We start from the raw sequence: 16,934 nt of genomic DNA on the forward strand, positions 1-16,934 counted from the left end.
GAGGGGGCGTTTTTCTTTGCGGCTCAAGGATTCGCGCCCGGGCCCCTTAAGTTCCATGATCGGGCCGCCCATCTTGATTCGGGCCGAGGCGCCATGACCGCGAACGCATCCAAGAGGGCATCCTTCGACCCGTTGCTGATCGTCATGGCGATCGGCTTCATCGTCGCGGTCGGAGCCCTGGCCTATCCGGCCTTCCGCTCGGATCCGACCAGCGCGCCCGGCCTGGTGCTGATCTTCACCGTCGGCGCCGTGGCCCTGATCGGCCTGTTCGCCTTCGCTCGAAGCCACGAGACCCGCAGGCCGCTGGGCGACCACACCGTCGAACTGCTCGACGCCATGGCCGAGCCCGCCGCCCTGGTCTGGTCGTCCGGTCAGGTGCTGGCCTTCAACGCCGCCTGGGCCGAGAGCAACGGCGCCACCACCGCCCTGCCCAAGGGCCGGTCGGCCTCGGCCCTCTACATGGCCTTCGCCCAGGCGCGCGCCGGGGAGCAGGGCCGGGCCATCGTGGTCATCGGCGACCGCGAGCAGGAGGTCCTGATCGGCCAGGCCGGCGAGGGCCGCTTCCTGGTCCGCGCCGCGCCCGAAGCCGCCCTGCCGGTGGTGGGCAACGGCCAGGCTCCCGTGGTTTCGTCCAACGCCGCCGAGAGCCGCGCCATGGCCGCCGGCGCGCCGTTCGGCTCGGCGGTGATCGACGCCGCCGACCTGTTCGGGGGCAAGGTCGAGGAGGCCAACGCCGCCCTGTCGGTGCTGACCGGCCCGGCCGCCGCCCGCGACGCCGCCTTCGGCCATCTGTTCGAGCCCAACGGCGTGCAGGAGGCCCGCGCCAAGCTGGCCGCCGGCTCCTCAGGTCCGATCGAGCTGGTCGCCCGCGCCCATCCGGACCGCATGCTGCACCTGTACGTCGCCCCGGAAGCCGGCAAATGCCGCATCTGGCTGTTCGACGTCTCGGCCCAGAAGTCGATGGAGCTGCAGCTGTCGCAGGCCCAGAAGATGCAGGCCGTGGGTCAACTGGCCGGCGGCGTGGCGCACGACTTCAACAACCTGCTGACCGCCATCCAGCTGCAGCTGTCGGGCCTGCTGGAGCGCCACCCGGTCGGCGACCCCTCCTATGAGGGCCTCAACGAGATCCGCCAGACCGCCATCCGCGCCGCCGACCTGGTGCGCAAGCTGCTGGCCTTCTCGCGCAAGTCGACGGTGCGCCGCGAGCGGCTCGACCTCGGCGAACTGGTCGGCGAGTTCGCCGTCCTGCTGCGCCGCCTGCTGCGCGAAGACGTTCGTCTCGAGACCGACTACGGCCGCGACCTGCCGGTGGTGCTGGCCGACAAGAGCCAGCTCGAGACCGCGGTCATGAACCTGGCCGTCAACGCCCGCGACGCCATGCGGGGCGTTGTCGAGCCGGGCGCGGGCGTGGTCACCATCAAGACCCGCCGCCTGACCCGCGACCAGGCCCAGCAGATGGGCTGGGCCCATCCCTCGACCGAAGCCGTGGCCCTGATTGAGGTGTCCGACACGGGGCCGGGCGTGCCGCCGGAAATCCTCGACAAGATCTTCGAGCCCTTCTTCACCACCAAGGCGGTGAACGAGGGCACCGGCATGGGCCTGGCCACCGTCTACGGCATCGTCGAGCAGGCCGGCGGCCACATCAACGTCGGCAACATCGAGGGCGCCGGCGCGGCCTTCCGCATCTTCCTGCCCGAGGCGGCCGAGGCCGAACTGGCCGAGACGCCGGTGGTCGAGAAGGTCGCCAAGGCGCCGCGCGATTTGTCCGGCGCCGGTCGCATCCTGTTCGTCGAGGACGAGGCCGCCGTGCGCGGCATCGCCGCCCGCCTGCTCCGCCAGCGCGGCTATGAGGTGATCGAGGCGGCCGACGGCGAGGAGGCGCTGGAGCTGGCCGAGGAGCACGCCGGGACGATCGACATGATGATCTCGGACGTGATCATGCCCGGCCTCGACGGTCCGTCGCTGCTGAAGAAGGCGCGGCCGTTCCTGGGCGATGCGCCGGTCATGTTCATCTCAGGCTATGCCGAGAGCGACTTCTCGGACCTGCTGCAGGACGAGGTCGGGGTGTCCTTCCTGCCCAAGCCGCTGGACATCAAGACCCTGGCCGAGCGCGTGAAGCAGGAACTCCGCGCCGGCTGAACAGCCTGACTGATCGTTCACTTGCCAGGCTTGGCGCTGCGCGCCACGGTCCGCCCCGACACACCGAGGGGACCCCGTACATGAAGCTCGCAATCGCCGGACTGGCCGCCCTTTCGCTCGGCCTCGTCGCCGCTCCGGCCCTGGCCCAGCAATCGGGTCCGCCCGTCGAATACGACCTGAGCTTCGAGAACGCGGCCCACCATGAGGCGCGCATCACCGTCACCTATCGCGACCTGGGCCGCGCTCCGGTCCGCTTCGAGATGTCCCGCTCGTCGCCGGGCCGCTACGCCGTCCACGAGTTCGCCAAGAACGTCTCTTCGGTCAGCGCCGTCGACGGCGCCGGCCGGCCGCTGAGCGTCGACCGCACCGATCCCTACGGATGGACCGTCGGCGGCCACGACGGGACGGTCGCCATCACCTACACCCTGTTCGGCGATCGGGGCGACGGCACCTACGCCCAGATCAATCCGGACCACGCCCATCTCAACATGCCGGCGACGCTGATGTGGGCGCGCGGCTATGACGAGCGTCCGGTCACCGTGCGCTTCCGGCCCTCCGACCCGAGCTGGACGATCGCCACCCAGTTGGCCCCGACCGGCGATCCGCAGGTCTTCACCGCCCCGAACCTGCAGTACCTGATGGACAGTCCGACCGAGCTGGCCGACCTGACGATGCGGGAGTGGAGCATCGACGACAACGGCGTCGAGCGCACCGTCCGCATCGCCCTGCACCACACCGGCACGGAGGCCGAGGCCGACGAGTTCGCCGCCCGCGCGCGCAGGGTGGTCGACGCGCAGATCGCCATCTTCGGCGACGCCCCCGATTTCGACTACGGGACCTACACCTTCCTGGCCGACTACCTGCCGTGGGGTGACGGCGACGGCATGGAGCACCGCAACTCGACGGTGATCGCCGACAACAGCACCCTGGCCGAGGCCAAATACGGCCAGATCGGCACCCTCAGCCACGAGTTCTTCCACGCCTGGAACGTCGAGCGCATCCGTCCGCGCGAGCTGGAGCCGTTCGACTTCACCCGCGCCAATCCGACGCCGTCGCTGTGGTTCGCCGAGGGCTTCACCAACTACTACGGGCCGCTGGCCATTCGCCGCGCCGGCGTGTCGAGCGTCGACGAGTTCCTGGGCGCCATGGGCGGTCAGCTCAGCGGCATCCTCAACACCCCGGCCCGCGCCTTCGGCTCGCCGCAGGAGATGAGCCTGCGCGCGCCCTTCGTGGACGCCGCGGCCTCGATCGACCCGAACAACCCGAACATCTTCACCTCCTACTATCCGTACGGCGCGGTGATCGCCCTGGGCCTGGACCTGACGCTGCGCGACCGGTTCGAGGGGATCACCCTCGACAGCTACATGCGGCACATGTGGAAGAAGCACGGGATGACCGGCCGGCCCTATACGCCGGATGACCTGCGCATTGGTCTGGGCGAGGTCACGGGCGACCCCCGCTTCGCCGACGCCTTCTTCGCCGCCTCGATCGAGCGCAGCGAACTGCCGGACTTCGCCCCGTTGCTGGCGCAGGCGGGGGTGCTGCTGCAGCCGAAAAATCCGGGCAAGGCCTGGGCCGGACGGGCGCGCCTGGACGTTGCCGACAAGGTCGTCACCCTGGCCTCGGACGACATCCCCGGCATGCCCCTCTACGAGGCGGGGCTCGGTCGCGGCGACGAGATCGTCTCGCTCGGCGGCGCCCGCATCGACAGCCCGGATGACTGGAGCCGCGCTCTGGCCCGCGCCCGGCCGGGCGACAAGGTCGAGATCCGCTTCATCCAGCGCGGCCGCGAGCGCAGCGCCGAGCTGCGCCTGGTGCAGGACCCGACGAAGCAGCTGGTCCGCGTCGAGACCACCGGCGTTGAGGCCACGCCCGAACAGCTGGCCTTCCGCGAGGCGTGGCTGGGCCGCTAGCGCTTTCCGCCGACGCCCTTGTCGCCGCGTCGACCGCCGCCGCGGTTGTCGTCGCGACCCCGGTCGCCGCGGCCGCCCCGGTCGTCGCGGCGGCCGTCGCGATGCGGGTCGCGGTAGTAGGAGGCGGGCAGGGGTCCGATGTCGCGATAGCCGTAGTCGCCCGGGCAGTAGCGCTGGGTGGCGCCGCCCGGGACGCCTGGCGGCGGCGCCCAGTAACAGCCGGCGTTTTCCCGGGCGATGTCGTAGGCGGCTTCGTCCAGGCCCAGGGCCACCGCGTCCCAGAATTCCGGATCGGTGGTGCAGCCGGCGGTGACCAGGGCCGCCGCGACCAGGGCGCTCAGGCGCATCAATCGATTGGTTGTTCGCATGGCCTTCCCCCTCGGCGCGACCCTGTCGGCAATTCGCTGTTCCATCAACCCCACGGAAGCTGACGGCTTGTCGAAGCGGCGCCATCCGGTCCACGCTGTCCGTCTCGAGGGAGCTTCCAAGATGATCGATCGCCGCAGATTGCTGCTGACCGCCGCCGCAGGCGCGAGCCTGGCCGCCGCCGGGCCGGCCCTGGCCCGCAACGGAGCCGACGCGCGTCTGGACGCCCTGCTCAACGGCTGGTTCGACGAGGACGTCGACAGTTCGCCCGAGACGGCGACCAACCTGGGGCTCGATCGCGGGGATCGGGTCGGCCTGTCGTCGAAGCTGAGCGACCGCAGTTGGGAAGCGTGGATGGTCGATCGCTCGACCGCCCGCAACCGGCAGGCTGCTCTGGCGGCCTTCGACCGCACGGGGCTGAGCGACGCGGGCGCCGTCAATCTGGCTGTCGCTTCCTTCCGCGCCGAGACGGCCGCGTCGGGGGCGAAGTTTGATTACGGCGCGGCGATCGACGGCGGTCGGATGGGCCCCTACCTCGTCAATCAGATGACCGGGGCCTACTTCACCGTCCCGGACTTCATGGACACCCAGCATCGGGTCGAGGATCGCGACGGGGCGGAAGCCTTCCTGGCTCGCCTGTCGGCCTTCGGGCCCAATCTCGACGCCGAGTCTGACCGTATCCGACGCGACGCCGACAAGGGCGTGGTCCCGCCGGACTTCATGATCGACTTGACCTTGCGCCAGCTGAAGGCCCTGCGCGACCAGCCGGCCGCCGACATGGCCATGGTCAAGACGCTGGAGCGCAAGGCGAACGCGTTGGGCCTGACCGGCTATGGCGAGCGCGCCGCCCGGATGATCGACGCCGAGGTCAAGCCGTCGCTGGGCTATCAGATCGAGGCCTTCGAACGCCTGCGGCCGACCGCCGTGCACGACGCCGGCGTGTGGCGTCTGCCGGAGGGCGAGGCCTTCTACGCCCATGGCCTGAAATACTGGACCACCACCAACATGACGCCGGACGAGGTGCACGCCGTCGGCCTGGAGCAGGTGGCGGCGATCAGCGCCGAGATTGATACCATCCTGAAGTCCCAGGGCATGACCCAGGGCACGGTCGGCGAGCGCATCGACGCCCTGAACAAGGATCCGGCCCAGCTGTGGCCCAATACGGACGAGGGCAAGATCGCCCTGATCGAGAGCCTGAACCGCCAGGTCGCCGCCCTGGAGCCCCGCCTGCCGCAGATGTTCGGCCGTCTGCCGCGCTCCAAGGTCGAGGTGCGGCGCGTCCCGCCCGCGATCGAGTCCGGCGCGCCGGGCGGCTACTACCAGGGCCCGCCGCTGGATGGGTCGCGGCCGGGCGCCTACTACATCAACCTGCGGGACACGGCGAACTGGCCGAAATTCGCCCTCCCGACCCTGACCTATCACGAGGCCTCGCCGGGCCATCACCTGCAGGTCGCCCTGCAGCGCGAGACCGAGTCCCTGCCGGCCTGGCGCCGGGCCAACGGCTTCTCGGCCTACAATGAGGGCTGGGCCCTGTACGCCGAGGCGGTCGCAGCCGACGACCTGCACGCCTACGCCGACGACCCGCTGGGCCGCGTCGGTTTCCTGATGTCCTACCTGTTCCGCGCCGTGCGCCTGGTCGTCGACACCGGGCTTCACCACAAGCGGTGGAGCCGCGAGCAGGCGGTGGAATACATGGCCGCCTCGGGCGCCAAGCCGATCAACGCCGCCAACAGCGAGATCAACCGCTACTGCGCCATGCCGGCCCAGGCCTGCTCGTACAAGATCGGCCACACGGTCATCGCTCGTTTGCGGGCCGAGGCCGGGGCGAAGCCGGGCTTCGACCTCCGGGCGTTCCACGACAAGGTGCTGGTCAACGGCTCGCTGCCGTTGGCGGTGCTCGAGCAGCTGATGAAGGCCTGACGGGGGCTGGGGCGAGGCGAGGGGTGACAGTTCCGTAACTTGCCGCCCGTCGCCCGGCCGTCCTAGCTGGTGGGCGAAAAGGGAGCCCTCCATGATCGACCGCCGCAAACTTCTGCTGACCGCCGGGGCCGGCGTCGGCCTCGCCGCCACCGGGCTGCCCGCCGTGGCCGCGCCGCGTCAGGACGCCGCCGCCCAGCTGACGGCCTTCATGGACCGCGCCTTCGAGCGGATCCTCGACGAGTCGCCCGAGACGGTGACCGCCTTCGGTCTCGATACGGGCCCGCGCGCCGCCGCTAAGTCGAAGCTGTCGCTGTCGACCCTGGAGGAGGAGGAGAAGGGCCGAGCCCTGACCCGCGACCTGCGTCGCGAACTGGGCCAGATCGATCGTTCGCAGCTGAGCGGCCAGTCGGCGATCCACTACGACACCTTGGCGGCCAACTGGGACGCCGTCATCGCCACCTTCGGCATCCCCTACGGCCAGGGCGGCTGGCCGCAGATCTATCGCGTCAGCCAGCAGTCGGGCGCCTATCAGTCGACGCCGGACTTCCTCGACAGCCAGCACTCTATCGACACCGCCGCGGACGCCGACGCCTATGTCGCCCGCATCAACGCCTTCGCCGACGTCATCGCCGCCGAGACGGACCGCACCCGCGAGGACATGGACCGCGGCGTGACGCCGCCGGACTTCATCCTGGCCAAGGCCATCTCGCAGCAGGAGGGCATGCTCGCCACCTCGCCGGGGCAGTCGCCGATGGTCAATTCGGTCGTCCGCCGCACCGGCGAGAAGGGCCTGTCAGGCGACTGGGGCGCACGCGTCGAGAAGGCGCTGACCGACCGCGTCTACCCGGCCCTGGCGGCGCAGAACGCCCTGCTCAAGCAGCGCCTGCCCGGCGCCGGCCACGAGGCCACGGTGGCGCGCCTGCCGGACGGCGAGGCCTATTACGCCAACAGCCTGCACTACATCACCACCACCCGGCTCAGCGCCGACGAGATCCACCGCATCGGCCTGGACCAGATCGCCGAGCTGTCCGGCCGCGCCGACGCCCTGCTCAAGGCCCAGGGCATGACCCAGGGCACGGTGGCCCAGCGCATCGCCGCCCTCGGCGACGACCCGCGCTACAGCTATCCGAACACCGACGCCGGCAAGGCCGAGCTGCTCGCCGACCTGAACAAGCAGATGCAGGACATGCAGGGCCGCCTGCCGCAGGTGTTCGGCCGGCTTCCGAAGTCGGGCGTCGAGATCAAGCGCGTGCCGCCCGAGATCGAGGCCGGCGCCTCGCTGGGCTACTACAACTCGCCCAGTCTCGATGGCTCGCGGCCGGGCATCTACTACATCAACCTGCGCGACACCTCAGAATGGCCGAAGTGGACCCTGCCGACCCTGACGTATCATGAGGCGTCGCCGGGCCATCACTTCCAGATCGCCATCCAGCAGGAGAGCGAGTCGGCGCCCAAGCTGATGAACCTGGTGTTCTTCTCCAGCTACGTCGAAGGCTGGGGCCTGTACGCCGAGCAGCTGGCCGACGAGATGGGGGCCTATGAAAGCGACCCGCTCGGCCAGATCGGCTATCTGCAGTCGCTGATGTTCCGCTCGGCGCGCCTGGTGGTCGACACCGGCATCCACTCCAAGCGCTGGAGCCGCGAGCAGGGCATCCGCTACATGGTCGAGACCCTGGGCGACCAGGAAAGCGCCTCGACCAGCGAGGTCGAGCGCTACTGCGGCTGGCCGGGCCAGGCCTGCGCGTACAAGGTGGGCCACAATGAGTGGGTGCGCCTGCGCGAAAAGGCCAAGGCGACGCTGGGCGACCGCTTCGACATCAAGGGCTTCCACGACGTGGCCCTGGCCGGCGGCGGCGTGCCGCTGACGGTGCTGGAGCGGGTCGTCGACGACTGGGTCGCGACGAAGAAGGCCTAGGCGCCCGAGGCCGCCCGCGCCGCGGCGATGGCCGGGTCGGCCTCGGCGGCGGCCAGCAGCCAATCGCGGAAGCGGGCGATCTTGGGCGAGCGCCGCCGGCCCTCAGGCCAGACCAGCCAGTAGGCGTAGCCGGGCGACAGCTCGACCGACAGCGGTACAGGCTGCACCAGCAGGCCAGCCGCCAGCTCGCGCGCGAACAGGATAGGCGAAGCCAGGGCCACGCCCTGGTCGCCCAGCGCCGCCGCCACCTCCAGAGCCTGATAGTCGGCGGTCAGCCGGGCGGTGGGATGGGTCTCGCCGCCCACGCCCGCCGCCGCGAACCACACCGCCCAGTCCTGGTCCAGGCCGATGCGCGGCGCCTTGATCAGATCGCGCGCGCACTGGAGCCCGAGGCCGTCCCGCATCGCCGGGGTGCACACTGGGGTGAAGACGCTGGGCATGAAGGGCACGCTCTCCACGCCGGGCCAGTCGCCCGTGCCCGAGCGCAGGCCGACGTCGAAGCCCTCGCGCGACAGGTCGACGATCTGCGCGGCCGTATCCAGTCGCACCGCCAGCTCGGGATGGGCCAGCTGGAACGAGCCGAGCCGCGGGGCCAGCCACTGGGTCGCCAGGGTCGCCAGGGTGGTGATCGACAGGATGGCCTGGTCGGCCTCGGTCAGGTCGGACAGGGCGCGGCGCAGCAGGGTCATGGCCTCGGTGGCCGCCCGCGACAGCCGCTCGCCCGGCTCGGTCGGGACGACTTCGCGCGGCAGTCGCTTGAACAGGCTCTGGCCCAGCCGACCCTCGAGCGCCTTAATCTGCCAGCTGACCGCCGCCTGGGTCATGCCCAGCTCCTCGGCCGCGCGAGTGAAGCTGTTGAGGCGCGCCGCCGCCTCGAACACCCGGATCGAGGCTAGGGGAATGCCGGCGAGGGGGTCGGACATAAGCGAGCCTTATGGAGAACGCGGTTAGTCTCGTTTGCGTACAGTTTCTGTCAAGCCCATCCTGCCTTCAACAGCCGGTTAAACAGCACGAGGTCGCCATGGAAGAGATGCATCATACGCATAAGGAAAGCACGTGGGGATGGGCCGCCGTCCTCAATGATTGGCGGCGCAGCCGGACGCGCGCCCGCCTCCGCAAGGGCCAGCTGGTCGTCGCCTCCTCGCGCCGCTGAGCCCTAGGCGCCGCCGCCGACTGTCCAGCCGTCCGCTTCGCGCAGGCAGTTGTGGATGGCGGTGGCGGCCACCGCGGCCTCGGCGCCCGCAACGGCGATCTGGTTGAGGCCGCGCACCACGTCCCCGGCCGCGTAGAGCATCTTGATGCTGGTCTGCTGGTGGGCGTCGACATAGAGCCGTCCGTCCTCCCCGATCCGTGCGCCCAGGCCCTCGGCCAATTCCGCATTGGGCGAGGTGCCCAGCGCCGAATAGACCAGGTCGAAGGTGCGGAATGTCCCGCCCCAGCTCAGCGCCGTGACCCGGTCGCCTTCCAGCTGAACATTGTCGATGGGCGCCCGGATCAGCTCGATCCCGAGCCGTTCCAGCTCGCCGTTGGCGGTCAGCGCCTCGGCCGGGCCGACATGGATCAGGGTCACCCGGTCGGAATAGGTGCGCAGGAAGGCCGCCTCGCGGACGCCCTTGTCGTCCTCGCCGATCACCGCCACGGCCTTGTCCGTGGCCTCGTAGCCGTCGCAGATCGGGCAGATGCGCACCAGCGCACGCTCGATAGCCCGCTCGACACCCGGCAGGTTGGGGTGGTGGTCGATCACCCCCGTGGCCAGCAGCACCGCCCGCACCCGCACCGTGCGGCCGTTCAGCGTCGCCGCGAAGCCGTCGCCGTCCTGCGTCAGCGTCTCGACCACGCCGCCCTCGATCACCGCGTCATACTCCAGCGCCTGCTCGGTCATCCGCCTAAGGATGGCGTCGCCGGTGATGCCTTGGGGAAAGCCCGGCATGTTGTGGCTCAGCGGGATCCAGCAGGCCCGCGGCGCCCCGGCGTCGGCGACCAGCACCCGCCGCCGAAAACGGGCTAGATAGGTGGCGGCGGTCAGCCCTGCGGGTCCCGCCCCGATGATGAGGACCTCGGGGTCAGCCACGCGTGCGCCACGTGGTCGGCCAGCGGTCTGAGCCCATGCCCTGGCAGTCGGTCATGGTGCGCTCTTCACTGAGGGCGAAGCCATCGGCGGTCCACGTCCAGGTCTGGATCGTGCCGCAGTCGCCGAGGCCGCGGCCGCGCGGGAAGACGGTAAGGGTCTGGGCGCGCGGGTCGTAGACGGGATTGACCAGCCACAGGTCCGTTTCGCCGGGAGCCCCCTGCGGCCGCCAGGTCGGCAGCTCGGCCAAGCTCACGCCGGTCCCGTCCGGCCGCGCCGTGTAGAGGACATAGGTGGCGTTGTAGGCGCCGCTTCCGCAGGGGATGCCCCACAGGACGGTCGAGGCGTCGAGGCGCGCGGCCAGCACGGCCTTGTCGAGATATTCGTTGTTCTCCGCGCGGCAGGCCTTCACCGCCTCCAGCCCTTCAATCGACGCAGGAACGCGCAGCCCGGCGGGCGGATCATCGTTCATCGGATTGGCGGCGGCGAAGCCCTTCTGGTCCACGGCGGGAGCGGGGCGGACCCGCGGCAGGGCCGGGGCGGAAGGCACAGCGCTGGCGGGGCGGTCGCCCTTGCGCAGCAGGGCCGTGGTCGTGCCCAGCCGCCCCTGCCGTTCGTCGATCCAGAGCAGGGTCGCCGATGCGCCCGAGGCGGGAACCTCCACAGTGCGGTCGCCGAGCACCAGCGACACCGAGCGGGCCGCGGCCAGGGCGGCGAGGATGTTGCGGGTCCGCAGCTCGCCGGCGTCGGCGTTGGCGGCGTCCTGCGGTCCGCCGCGCCACGGATACTCGCGACCGTCGATCTTCAGCTTCACCATCGAGGGACCGTCAGCGCCCTCGAACCCCTCGCTGGCGACGACGGTCGGACGGGCGTCCGGCCCGGCCTCCATGCCGATGCGGATCCACCCGCCCTCGTTCGAACCGGTCCAGGCGACGCAGGCGTTTCCGTTGTCGCAGACGGCGCGCCAGTCGCGGAACTCGCGGATTTCGGGCCGGACCGCGGGCGCCGCCTCGACGGCCGAAGCGGCTGCGCCGGGGCTCGTCGGGGGCGTCGCCTCAGCGCCCGTCTTGCTCGTCGCCGCGCCGTCGTCGCAGGCCGCCAGGGCGGCCGCGGCCGCCAGAAGACTGATCACGCGCATCCGTGGTCCCCCCAAGCTGATCTCCGATCCTAACTGAATTTCGTCGTCAGACAGCGGCTCGCGGCATGGATCGGTTCCCGCCCTTTGCGTGCGCGTTCCGCGCTCGCTATACCCCCGGCCACACACCTTCCCACTCAGATCGACAGAGAGCGCTTCATGGCCAAGATCAAGGTCGCCAACCCCATCGTGGACATCGACGGCGACGAGATGACCCGGATCATCTGGCAGATGATCAAGGACAAGCTGGTCTTCCCGTACCTGGACCTCGAGCTCGACTACTACGACCTCGGCATGGAGAACCGCGACGCCACCGACGACCAGGTGACGATCGACGCGGCCAAGGCCATCCAGAAGCACGGCGTCGGCGTGAAGTGCGCCACCATCACCCCGGACGAAGCCCGCGTGCAGGAGTTCGGCCTGAAGAAGATGTGGAAGTCGCCGAACGGCACCATCCGCAACATCCTGGGCGGCGTGGTCTTCCGCGAGCCGATCATCTGCTCGAACGTGCCGCGCCTGGTGCCGGGCTGGACCCAGCCGATCGTCGTCGGCCGTCACGCCTTCGGCGACCAGTACAAGGCCACCGACTTCAAGGTCCCCGGCCCGGGCAAGCTGACGATCAAATTCCAGGGCGAGGACGGCAACGTCATCGAGCACGAGGTCTTCGACTTCCCGTCGGCCGGCGTGGCCATGGGCATGTACAACCTCGATGACTCGATCACCGAGTTCGCCCGCGCCTCGTTCGCCTTCGGCCTGCAGCGCAACTACCCGGTCTACCTCTCGACCAAGAACACCATCCTCAAGGCCTACGACGGGCGCTTCAAGGACATCTTCCAGGAGGTGTTCGACAAGGAGTTCGCGGCCGAGTTCAAGGCCAAGGGCCTGACCTATGAGCACCGCCTGATCGACGACATGGTGGCCGCGGCCATCAAGTGGTCGGGCGGCTTCGTCTGGGCGTGCAAGAACTACGACGGCGACGTGCAGTCGGACGTGGTGGCGCAGGGCTTCGGCTCGCTGGGCCTGATGACCTCGGTGCTGATGACCCCGGACGGCAAGGTGCTGGAATCGGAAGCCGCCCACGGCACCGTCACCCGCCACTACCGCCAGCACCAGAAGGGCGAGGCCACCTCGACCAACTCGATCGCCTCGATCTTCGCTTGGACGCGCGGCTTCTCGCACCGCGCCAAGCTGGACGGCAACGCCGAGCTCGCCACCTTCGCGGCCACCCTGGAGCGTGTCGTCGTCGAGACCGTCGAGGACGGCTACATGACCAAGGACCTGGCGCTGCTCGTCGGCGACCAGCAGGGCTGGCTGACCACCGAGGGCTTCCTCGACAAGGTCGCCGAGAACCTGACCAAGGCGATGGCTTCGTAAGGGGCGCTACCGCTCGCGACGCGGTCGCTCGCTGCTTGAGCGCCCGCGTAAACAGACTGCAATGGCCCGCTGGAAACCCCTCCGGCGGGCCTTTCGTTTGAGCGATACCGATGTTCGTGCATTGATGGGGCGGGCCATCGGGGACGTCGTCATGAAGAAGCTGTTCGGAAACCTGCTGCTGGCGGCGATCGTGCTCGCCGTGATCAGCTTCTTCGCCGCGCCGGGAGTGGCCTTCTTCGCGATCCGATCGGCCGCTGACGCGAGCGACGTGCAGGGGCTGTCGCGGCTGGTGGACTTCACCTCCGTTCGCCAGTCGCTAAGGCCGCAGCTGGTCGGCGGCGCGGCCCTGGCCCCGGCGCCCTCCCTCCTGGAAGACCCGGTCGGCGCCATCCGTCATCAGCTGGAGCAGGCGCGGCCGGCCGCCATGGTCGACGTCGACGCCTGGCTGACGCCCGCCGCGCTCGCCGCCCTGACCCGCGGCGAGGGGCGTGACGCCGTAGACGCCGCCGGGCCTGCGTCTGAGGCGAACCGGTCCAATCCGATGCCGTCGCCGGTGTTCTGGGGCGTCAACCGCACCCGCCTGGCGGTGAAGGGGGAGGGCGGCGCCACGACCGTCTTCACCTTCGAACGCAAAGGGCCGTTCGAGTGGAAGCTGGTCCATATCGGTCTGCCCGAGAGCCCGCCGGGGACGGCCGCGCCGACTCCGGCCGCTTCGTCCGCCCCCGGACGCTAACTCACTCTGGCCTGGGTCTCCGACTCGCGGCAACCGTGGCCGTGGGGAGGCGTTACGACGCCAGAGGGTCGCAGTATGAAGAAACTCGTGGTCGGCGTGGTGATCGCCGCCGTGGTGGTGTTGGCGGGCGCTTGGGCGCTTGCGCCGGTGTTCACCGCACAGTCGCTTGTCCGCGCCGCCAAGGCCGGCGACGAGCAGCGCCTTGAGCAGCTGGTCGACTTCCCCGCCTTGCGTGAGAGCCTGAAGGACGAGCTGAACGCCGAACTGCTGACCCGCATGCGCCGCGACCCGCGCGTGGCCGAAAGCGGCCTGGGCGGACTGGGCATGATCCTGGCCCCCATGCTGCTGTCCGGAGCGGTGGACGCCGTGGTGACGCCTGAGGTGGTGGCCAAGATGGTCACCACCGCCGAGGCCCCCGATCCGACGCGCCGTCAGCCGTCCGAGCCGAACGACGCCACGGACCACGGCGACGACATCCACCAGGCCTGGGGCTATCGCGACCTGAACCACTTCGCCGTGACCCTGACCGACCGCGACCACCCCGATCAGCGCCTCGCCCTGATCCTCGAGCGCCGCGGCGCCTTCACCTGGAAGCTGGCGGCGGTGGACCTGCTGCTGGAGCCAGGGGCTTGAGCGTCGCCCATCCCCGCGGAGGCAGGGATGAGCGTATCAGGGTGAGTTAGGCCAGCGCCGCCCGCACCGCCGCCAGGCCGTCCTGGGCCTTGGAGCCGTCCGGGGCCCCGCCTTGGGCGAAGTCGGGCTTGCCGCCGGCGCCCTGGCCGCCCATGGCCAGCACCGCCGCACGGGCCAGATCGGCCGCGTTGACCTTGCCGGTCATGTCCGAGGTCACGGCGACAGTGACCGCCGCCTTGCCCTCGGTGACGCCAATCAGGGCGACGACGCCCGAACCGACCGACTTGCGGAAGTCCTCGGCCACGCCGCGCAGGCCCTTGCCGTCGACGCCGTCGAGGACGCGGGCGATCAGCTTGACGCCGTTGATCTCCTCCGGGGCGGCGTCGCCGCCCGAGCCGCCGCCGAGCGCCAGCTGCTTCTTGAGGTCGGCGACCTGCTTCTCGAGCGTCTTGACCGAGGTCGACAGGGCGTCGACGCGGGCGGGGACGTCGGCCGGCTGGACCTTGAAGCCCTGGGCCAGCTTTTTCGCCACGCCGGCCTGGGCCAGCAGATACTGGCGGGCGGCCTCGCCGGTCAGGGCCTCGATGCGGCGCACGCCCGAGGCGATGCCGCTTTCGGAGACGATCTTGAACAGGGCGATGTCACCGGTGCGGGCCACGTGGGTGCCGCCGCACAGCTCGACCGAATAGGCGCCTTCGCCGCCGAGGGCATGGCCCAGGGTCAGGACGCGGACCTCGTCGCCGTATTTCTCGCCGAACAGGGCGACCGCGCCGGCCTCGATGGCCTCTTGCGGGGCCATCATCTTGGTCTCGGCCGGGATGTTCTGGCGGATGACGGCGTTCACCTCATCCTCCATGCGGGCCAGTTCTTCCTCGGTGACCGGGGCGTTGTGGCTGAAGTCGAAGCGCATGCGCTCGGCGTCGACCAGCTGGCCCTTCTGGGCCACGTGCGGGCCGAGGACGTTCTTCAGCGCGGCGTGCAGCAGGTGCGCGGCCGAGTGGTTGGCGCGGGTGGTCAGGCGGGCGTCCGGCTTCACCTTCAGTTGAACGCGAGCGCTGATCGCCAGCGTGCCCGAGGTGACCTCGACACGGTGCGCGAACAGGTCGCCGGCGTGCTTCTGGACGTCGAGGACGTTGCCCGAACCGGTCTGGCCGGTCGCGTCGGTCCATTCGATCTCGCCCTGGTCGCCGGCCTGGCCGCCGCCTTCGCCGTAGAACGGGGTCTTGTCGAACACGACCTCGGCGGTCTGGCCGGTCTCGACCGTGTCGACCGACTGGCCGCCATGGACGATGGCCAGGACCTCGCCGACGCCGTCGACGGCGTCATAGCCGGTGAACTCCGTCGACCCGAGGCGGTCGCGCAGCGCCAGCCACTCGCCGGCGTTGGCGGCCTGGCCCGAGCCCTTCCAGCCGGCCTTGCCGCGCTCGCGCTGGGCGGCCATGGCGGCCTCATAGGCGTCGAGGTCGACACCGAAGCCGCGGCGGCGCGCTTCGTCCTGGGTCAGGTCGAGCGGGAAGCCGTAGGTGTCCGACAGGGTGAAGGCGGTCTGGCCGTCCAACATGGCGCCCGGCTGGAAGTCGGCGGTCGCCTGGTCGAACAGGGTCATGCCCCGGCCCAGGGTGGTGCGGAAGCGCAGTTCTTCCTGCTTTAGCGTGTCCTCGATGAAGGGCTGGGCGCGCTTCAGCTCGGGATAGGCCTCGCCCATCTCCGACACGAGCGTCGGGACCAGGCGGTGCATCAGCGGATCGGTCGCGCCGAGCAGGTGGGCGTGACGCATGGCGCGGCGCATGATGCGGCGCAGGACGTAGCCGCGGCCCTCGTTCGACGGGGTGACGCCGTCAGCGATCAGGAAGGACGACGAGCGCAGGTGGTCGGCGATGACCCGGTGGCTCGGGGCGCGCTCGCCCTCGGCCTTGGTCGAGGTGGCGTCTTCCGAAGCGGCGATCAGGGTCTGGAACAAGTCGGTGTCGAACACCGAGTTCTTGCCCTGCAGCACCGAGGTCATGCGCTCCAGGCCCATGCCGGTGTCGACCGATGGCTTGGGAAGGCTGCGAACGATCTCGTCGTTCTCCTTCTCGAACTGCATGAAGACGTTGTTCCAGATCTCGACGAACCGGTCGCCGTCCTCATCGGGCGAGCCGGGAGGGCCGCCCGGGACGTGGTCGCCGTAGTCCCAGAAGATCTCGGTGCACGGGCCGCACGGGCCCGAGTCGCCCATGGCCCAGAAATTGTCCGAGCCGGCGATGCGGATGATCTTGCTGTCCGGGAAGCCGGTGACCTTCTTCCAGATGTCGAAGGCTTCGTCGTCGTCAATGTAGACGGTGACGAGCAGGCGGTTCGGATCGAGGCCGAAGTCCTTGGTGACCAGGCTCCAGGCGCGATCGATCGCGTGTTCCTTGAAGTAGTCGCCGAAGGAGAAATTCCCCAGCATTTCGAAGAAGGTGAGGTGGCGGGCGGTGTAGCCGACGTTGTCCAGGTCGTTGTGCTTGCCGCCCGCGCGGACGCATTTCTGAGAGCTGGTGGCGCGCGGATAGGGCGGGGTCGAGGCGCCCGTGAAATAGTCCTTGAACGGCACCATGCCCGCGTTGACGAACAGCAGGGTCGGGTCGTTCTGCGGCACCAGCGGAGCCGAGTGGACCTTCTCGTGGCCATCGGCCGCGAAGTAGTCGAGGAAGGTCGAGCGGATCTGTTTAAGGCTGGCCATGGTTCGTCGCGGACGCAGTCAAGAAGAGGGCAGG

General features: G+C 69.9%; 12 protein-coding genes. 7 read left to right on the forward strand and 5 right to left on the reverse strand.

Annotated features, from left to right (window positions below; all coding sequences use genetic code 11):
- The first annotated feature begins 93 nt into the window (after positions 1 to 93).
- Positions 94 to 2,139, forward strand: coding sequence for a cell cycle histidine kinase CckA (gene cckA, locus ASC65_RS06980; protein WP_056450991.1), 2,046 nt, complete (start codon positions 94 to 96; stop codon positions 2,137 to 2,139).
- 80 nt (positions 2,140 to 2,219) lie between these two features.
- On the forward strand, positions 2,220 to 4,052 hold the full coding sequence (locus tag ASC65_RS06985) for a M61 family metallopeptidase (RefSeq protein ID WP_056450994.1): 1,833 nt from the start codon (positions 2,220 to 2,222) through the stop codon (positions 4,050 to 4,052).
- On the opposite strand, the gene ASC65_RS06990 is transcribed toward ASC65_RS06985, so the two are convergent.
- The gene (locus ASC65_RS06990; protein ID WP_056450997.1) at positions 4,049 to 4,399 is read right to left on the reverse strand and encodes a hypothetical protein; all 351 of its coding nucleotides are present in this window, start codon (positions 4,397 to 4,399) and stop codon (positions 4,049 to 4,051) included. The genes ASC65_RS06985 and ASC65_RS06990 overlap by 4 nt on opposite strands.
- A gap of 142 nt (positions 4,400 to 4,541) precedes the next feature.
- On the opposite strand from ASC65_RS06990, the gene ASC65_RS06995 reads away from it, so the two are divergent.
- Complete coding sequence (locus tag ASC65_RS06995; RefSeq protein WP_082525933.1) at positions 4,542 to 6,338, forward strand: DUF885 domain-containing protein; 1,797 nt, start codon at positions 4,542 to 4,544, stop codon at positions 6,336 to 6,338.
- Between the two features lie 91 nt (positions 6,339 to 6,429).
- Positions 6,430 to 8,253, forward strand: coding sequence for a DUF885 domain-containing protein (locus ASC65_RS07000; protein WP_056451000.1), 1,824 nt, complete (start codon positions 6,430 to 6,432; stop codon positions 8,251 to 8,253).
- Here the strand turns inward: ASC65_RS07000 and ASC65_RS07005 are convergent.
- From ASC65_RS07005 to ASC65_RS07015, 3 genes are all read right to left on the reverse strand, one after another.
- Positions 8,250 to 9,176, reverse strand: coding sequence for a LysR substrate-binding domain-containing protein (locus ASC65_RS07005; protein ID WP_056451003.1), 927 nt, complete (start codon positions 9,174 to 9,176; stop codon positions 8,250 to 8,252). The two genes, ASC65_RS07000 and ASC65_RS07005, sit on opposite strands and share 4 nt — an antisense overlap.
- Before the next feature lie 233 nt (positions 9,177 to 9,409).
- Entirely contained in the window at positions 9,410 to 10,324 is a 915-nt protein-coding gene (locus ASC65_RS07010) for an NAD(P)/FAD-dependent oxidoreductase (protein WP_056451005.1), read from the reverse strand.
- Positions 10,317 to 11,459: a DUF1176 domain-containing protein gene (locus ASC65_RS07015; protein WP_056451008.1), complete on the reverse strand. Its 1,143-nt coding sequence runs from the start codon at positions 11,457 to 11,459 to the stop codon at positions 10,317 to 10,319. The genes ASC65_RS07010 and ASC65_RS07015 overlap by 8 nt, the downstream gene beginning before the upstream one ends.
- Positions 11,460 to 11,615: 156 nt before the next feature.
- Here ASC65_RS07015 and ASC65_RS07020 point away from each other — a divergent pair, with 156 nt between their 5' ends.
- The 3 genes from ASC65_RS07020 to ASC65_RS07030 all read left to right on the forward strand — a co-directional run bounded on the left by ASC65_RS07020 (position 11,616) and on the right by ASC65_RS07030 (position 14,196).
- Positions 11,616 to 12,830, forward strand: coding sequence for an NADP-dependent isocitrate dehydrogenase (locus ASC65_RS07020; RefSeq protein ID WP_056451012.1), 1,215 nt, complete (start codon positions 11,616 to 11,618; stop codon positions 12,828 to 12,830).
- Between the two features lie 97 nt (positions 12,831 to 12,927).
- On the forward strand, positions 12,928 to 13,563 hold the full coding sequence (locus ASC65_RS07025) for a DUF2939 domain-containing protein (RefSeq protein WP_235561426.1): 636 nt from the start codon (positions 12,928 to 12,930) through the stop codon (positions 13,561 to 13,563).
- Positions 13,564 to 13,638: 75 nt separating this feature from the next.
- The gene (locus ASC65_RS07030) at positions 13,639 to 14,196 is read left to right on the forward strand and encodes a DUF2939 domain-containing protein (RefSeq protein ID WP_056451015.1); all 558 of its coding nucleotides are present in this window, start codon (positions 13,639 to 13,641) and stop codon (positions 14,194 to 14,196) included.
- 46 nt (positions 14,197 to 14,242) lie between these two features.
- Here ASC65_RS07030 and alaS read toward each other — a convergent pair whose 3' ends face one another.
- Positions 14,243 to 16,900: an alanine--tRNA ligase gene (alaS, locus tag ASC65_RS07035; protein WP_056451019.1), complete on the reverse strand. Its 2,658-nt coding sequence runs from the start codon at positions 16,898 to 16,900 to the stop codon at positions 14,243 to 14,245.
- Between the last annotated feature and the right edge of the window lie 34 nt (positions 16,901 to 16,934).

The organism is Brevundimonas sp. Root1279, from assembly GCF_001425945.1.
GTDB lineage: Bacteria > Pseudomonadota > Alphaproteobacteria > Caulobacterales > Caulobacteraceae > Brevundimonas.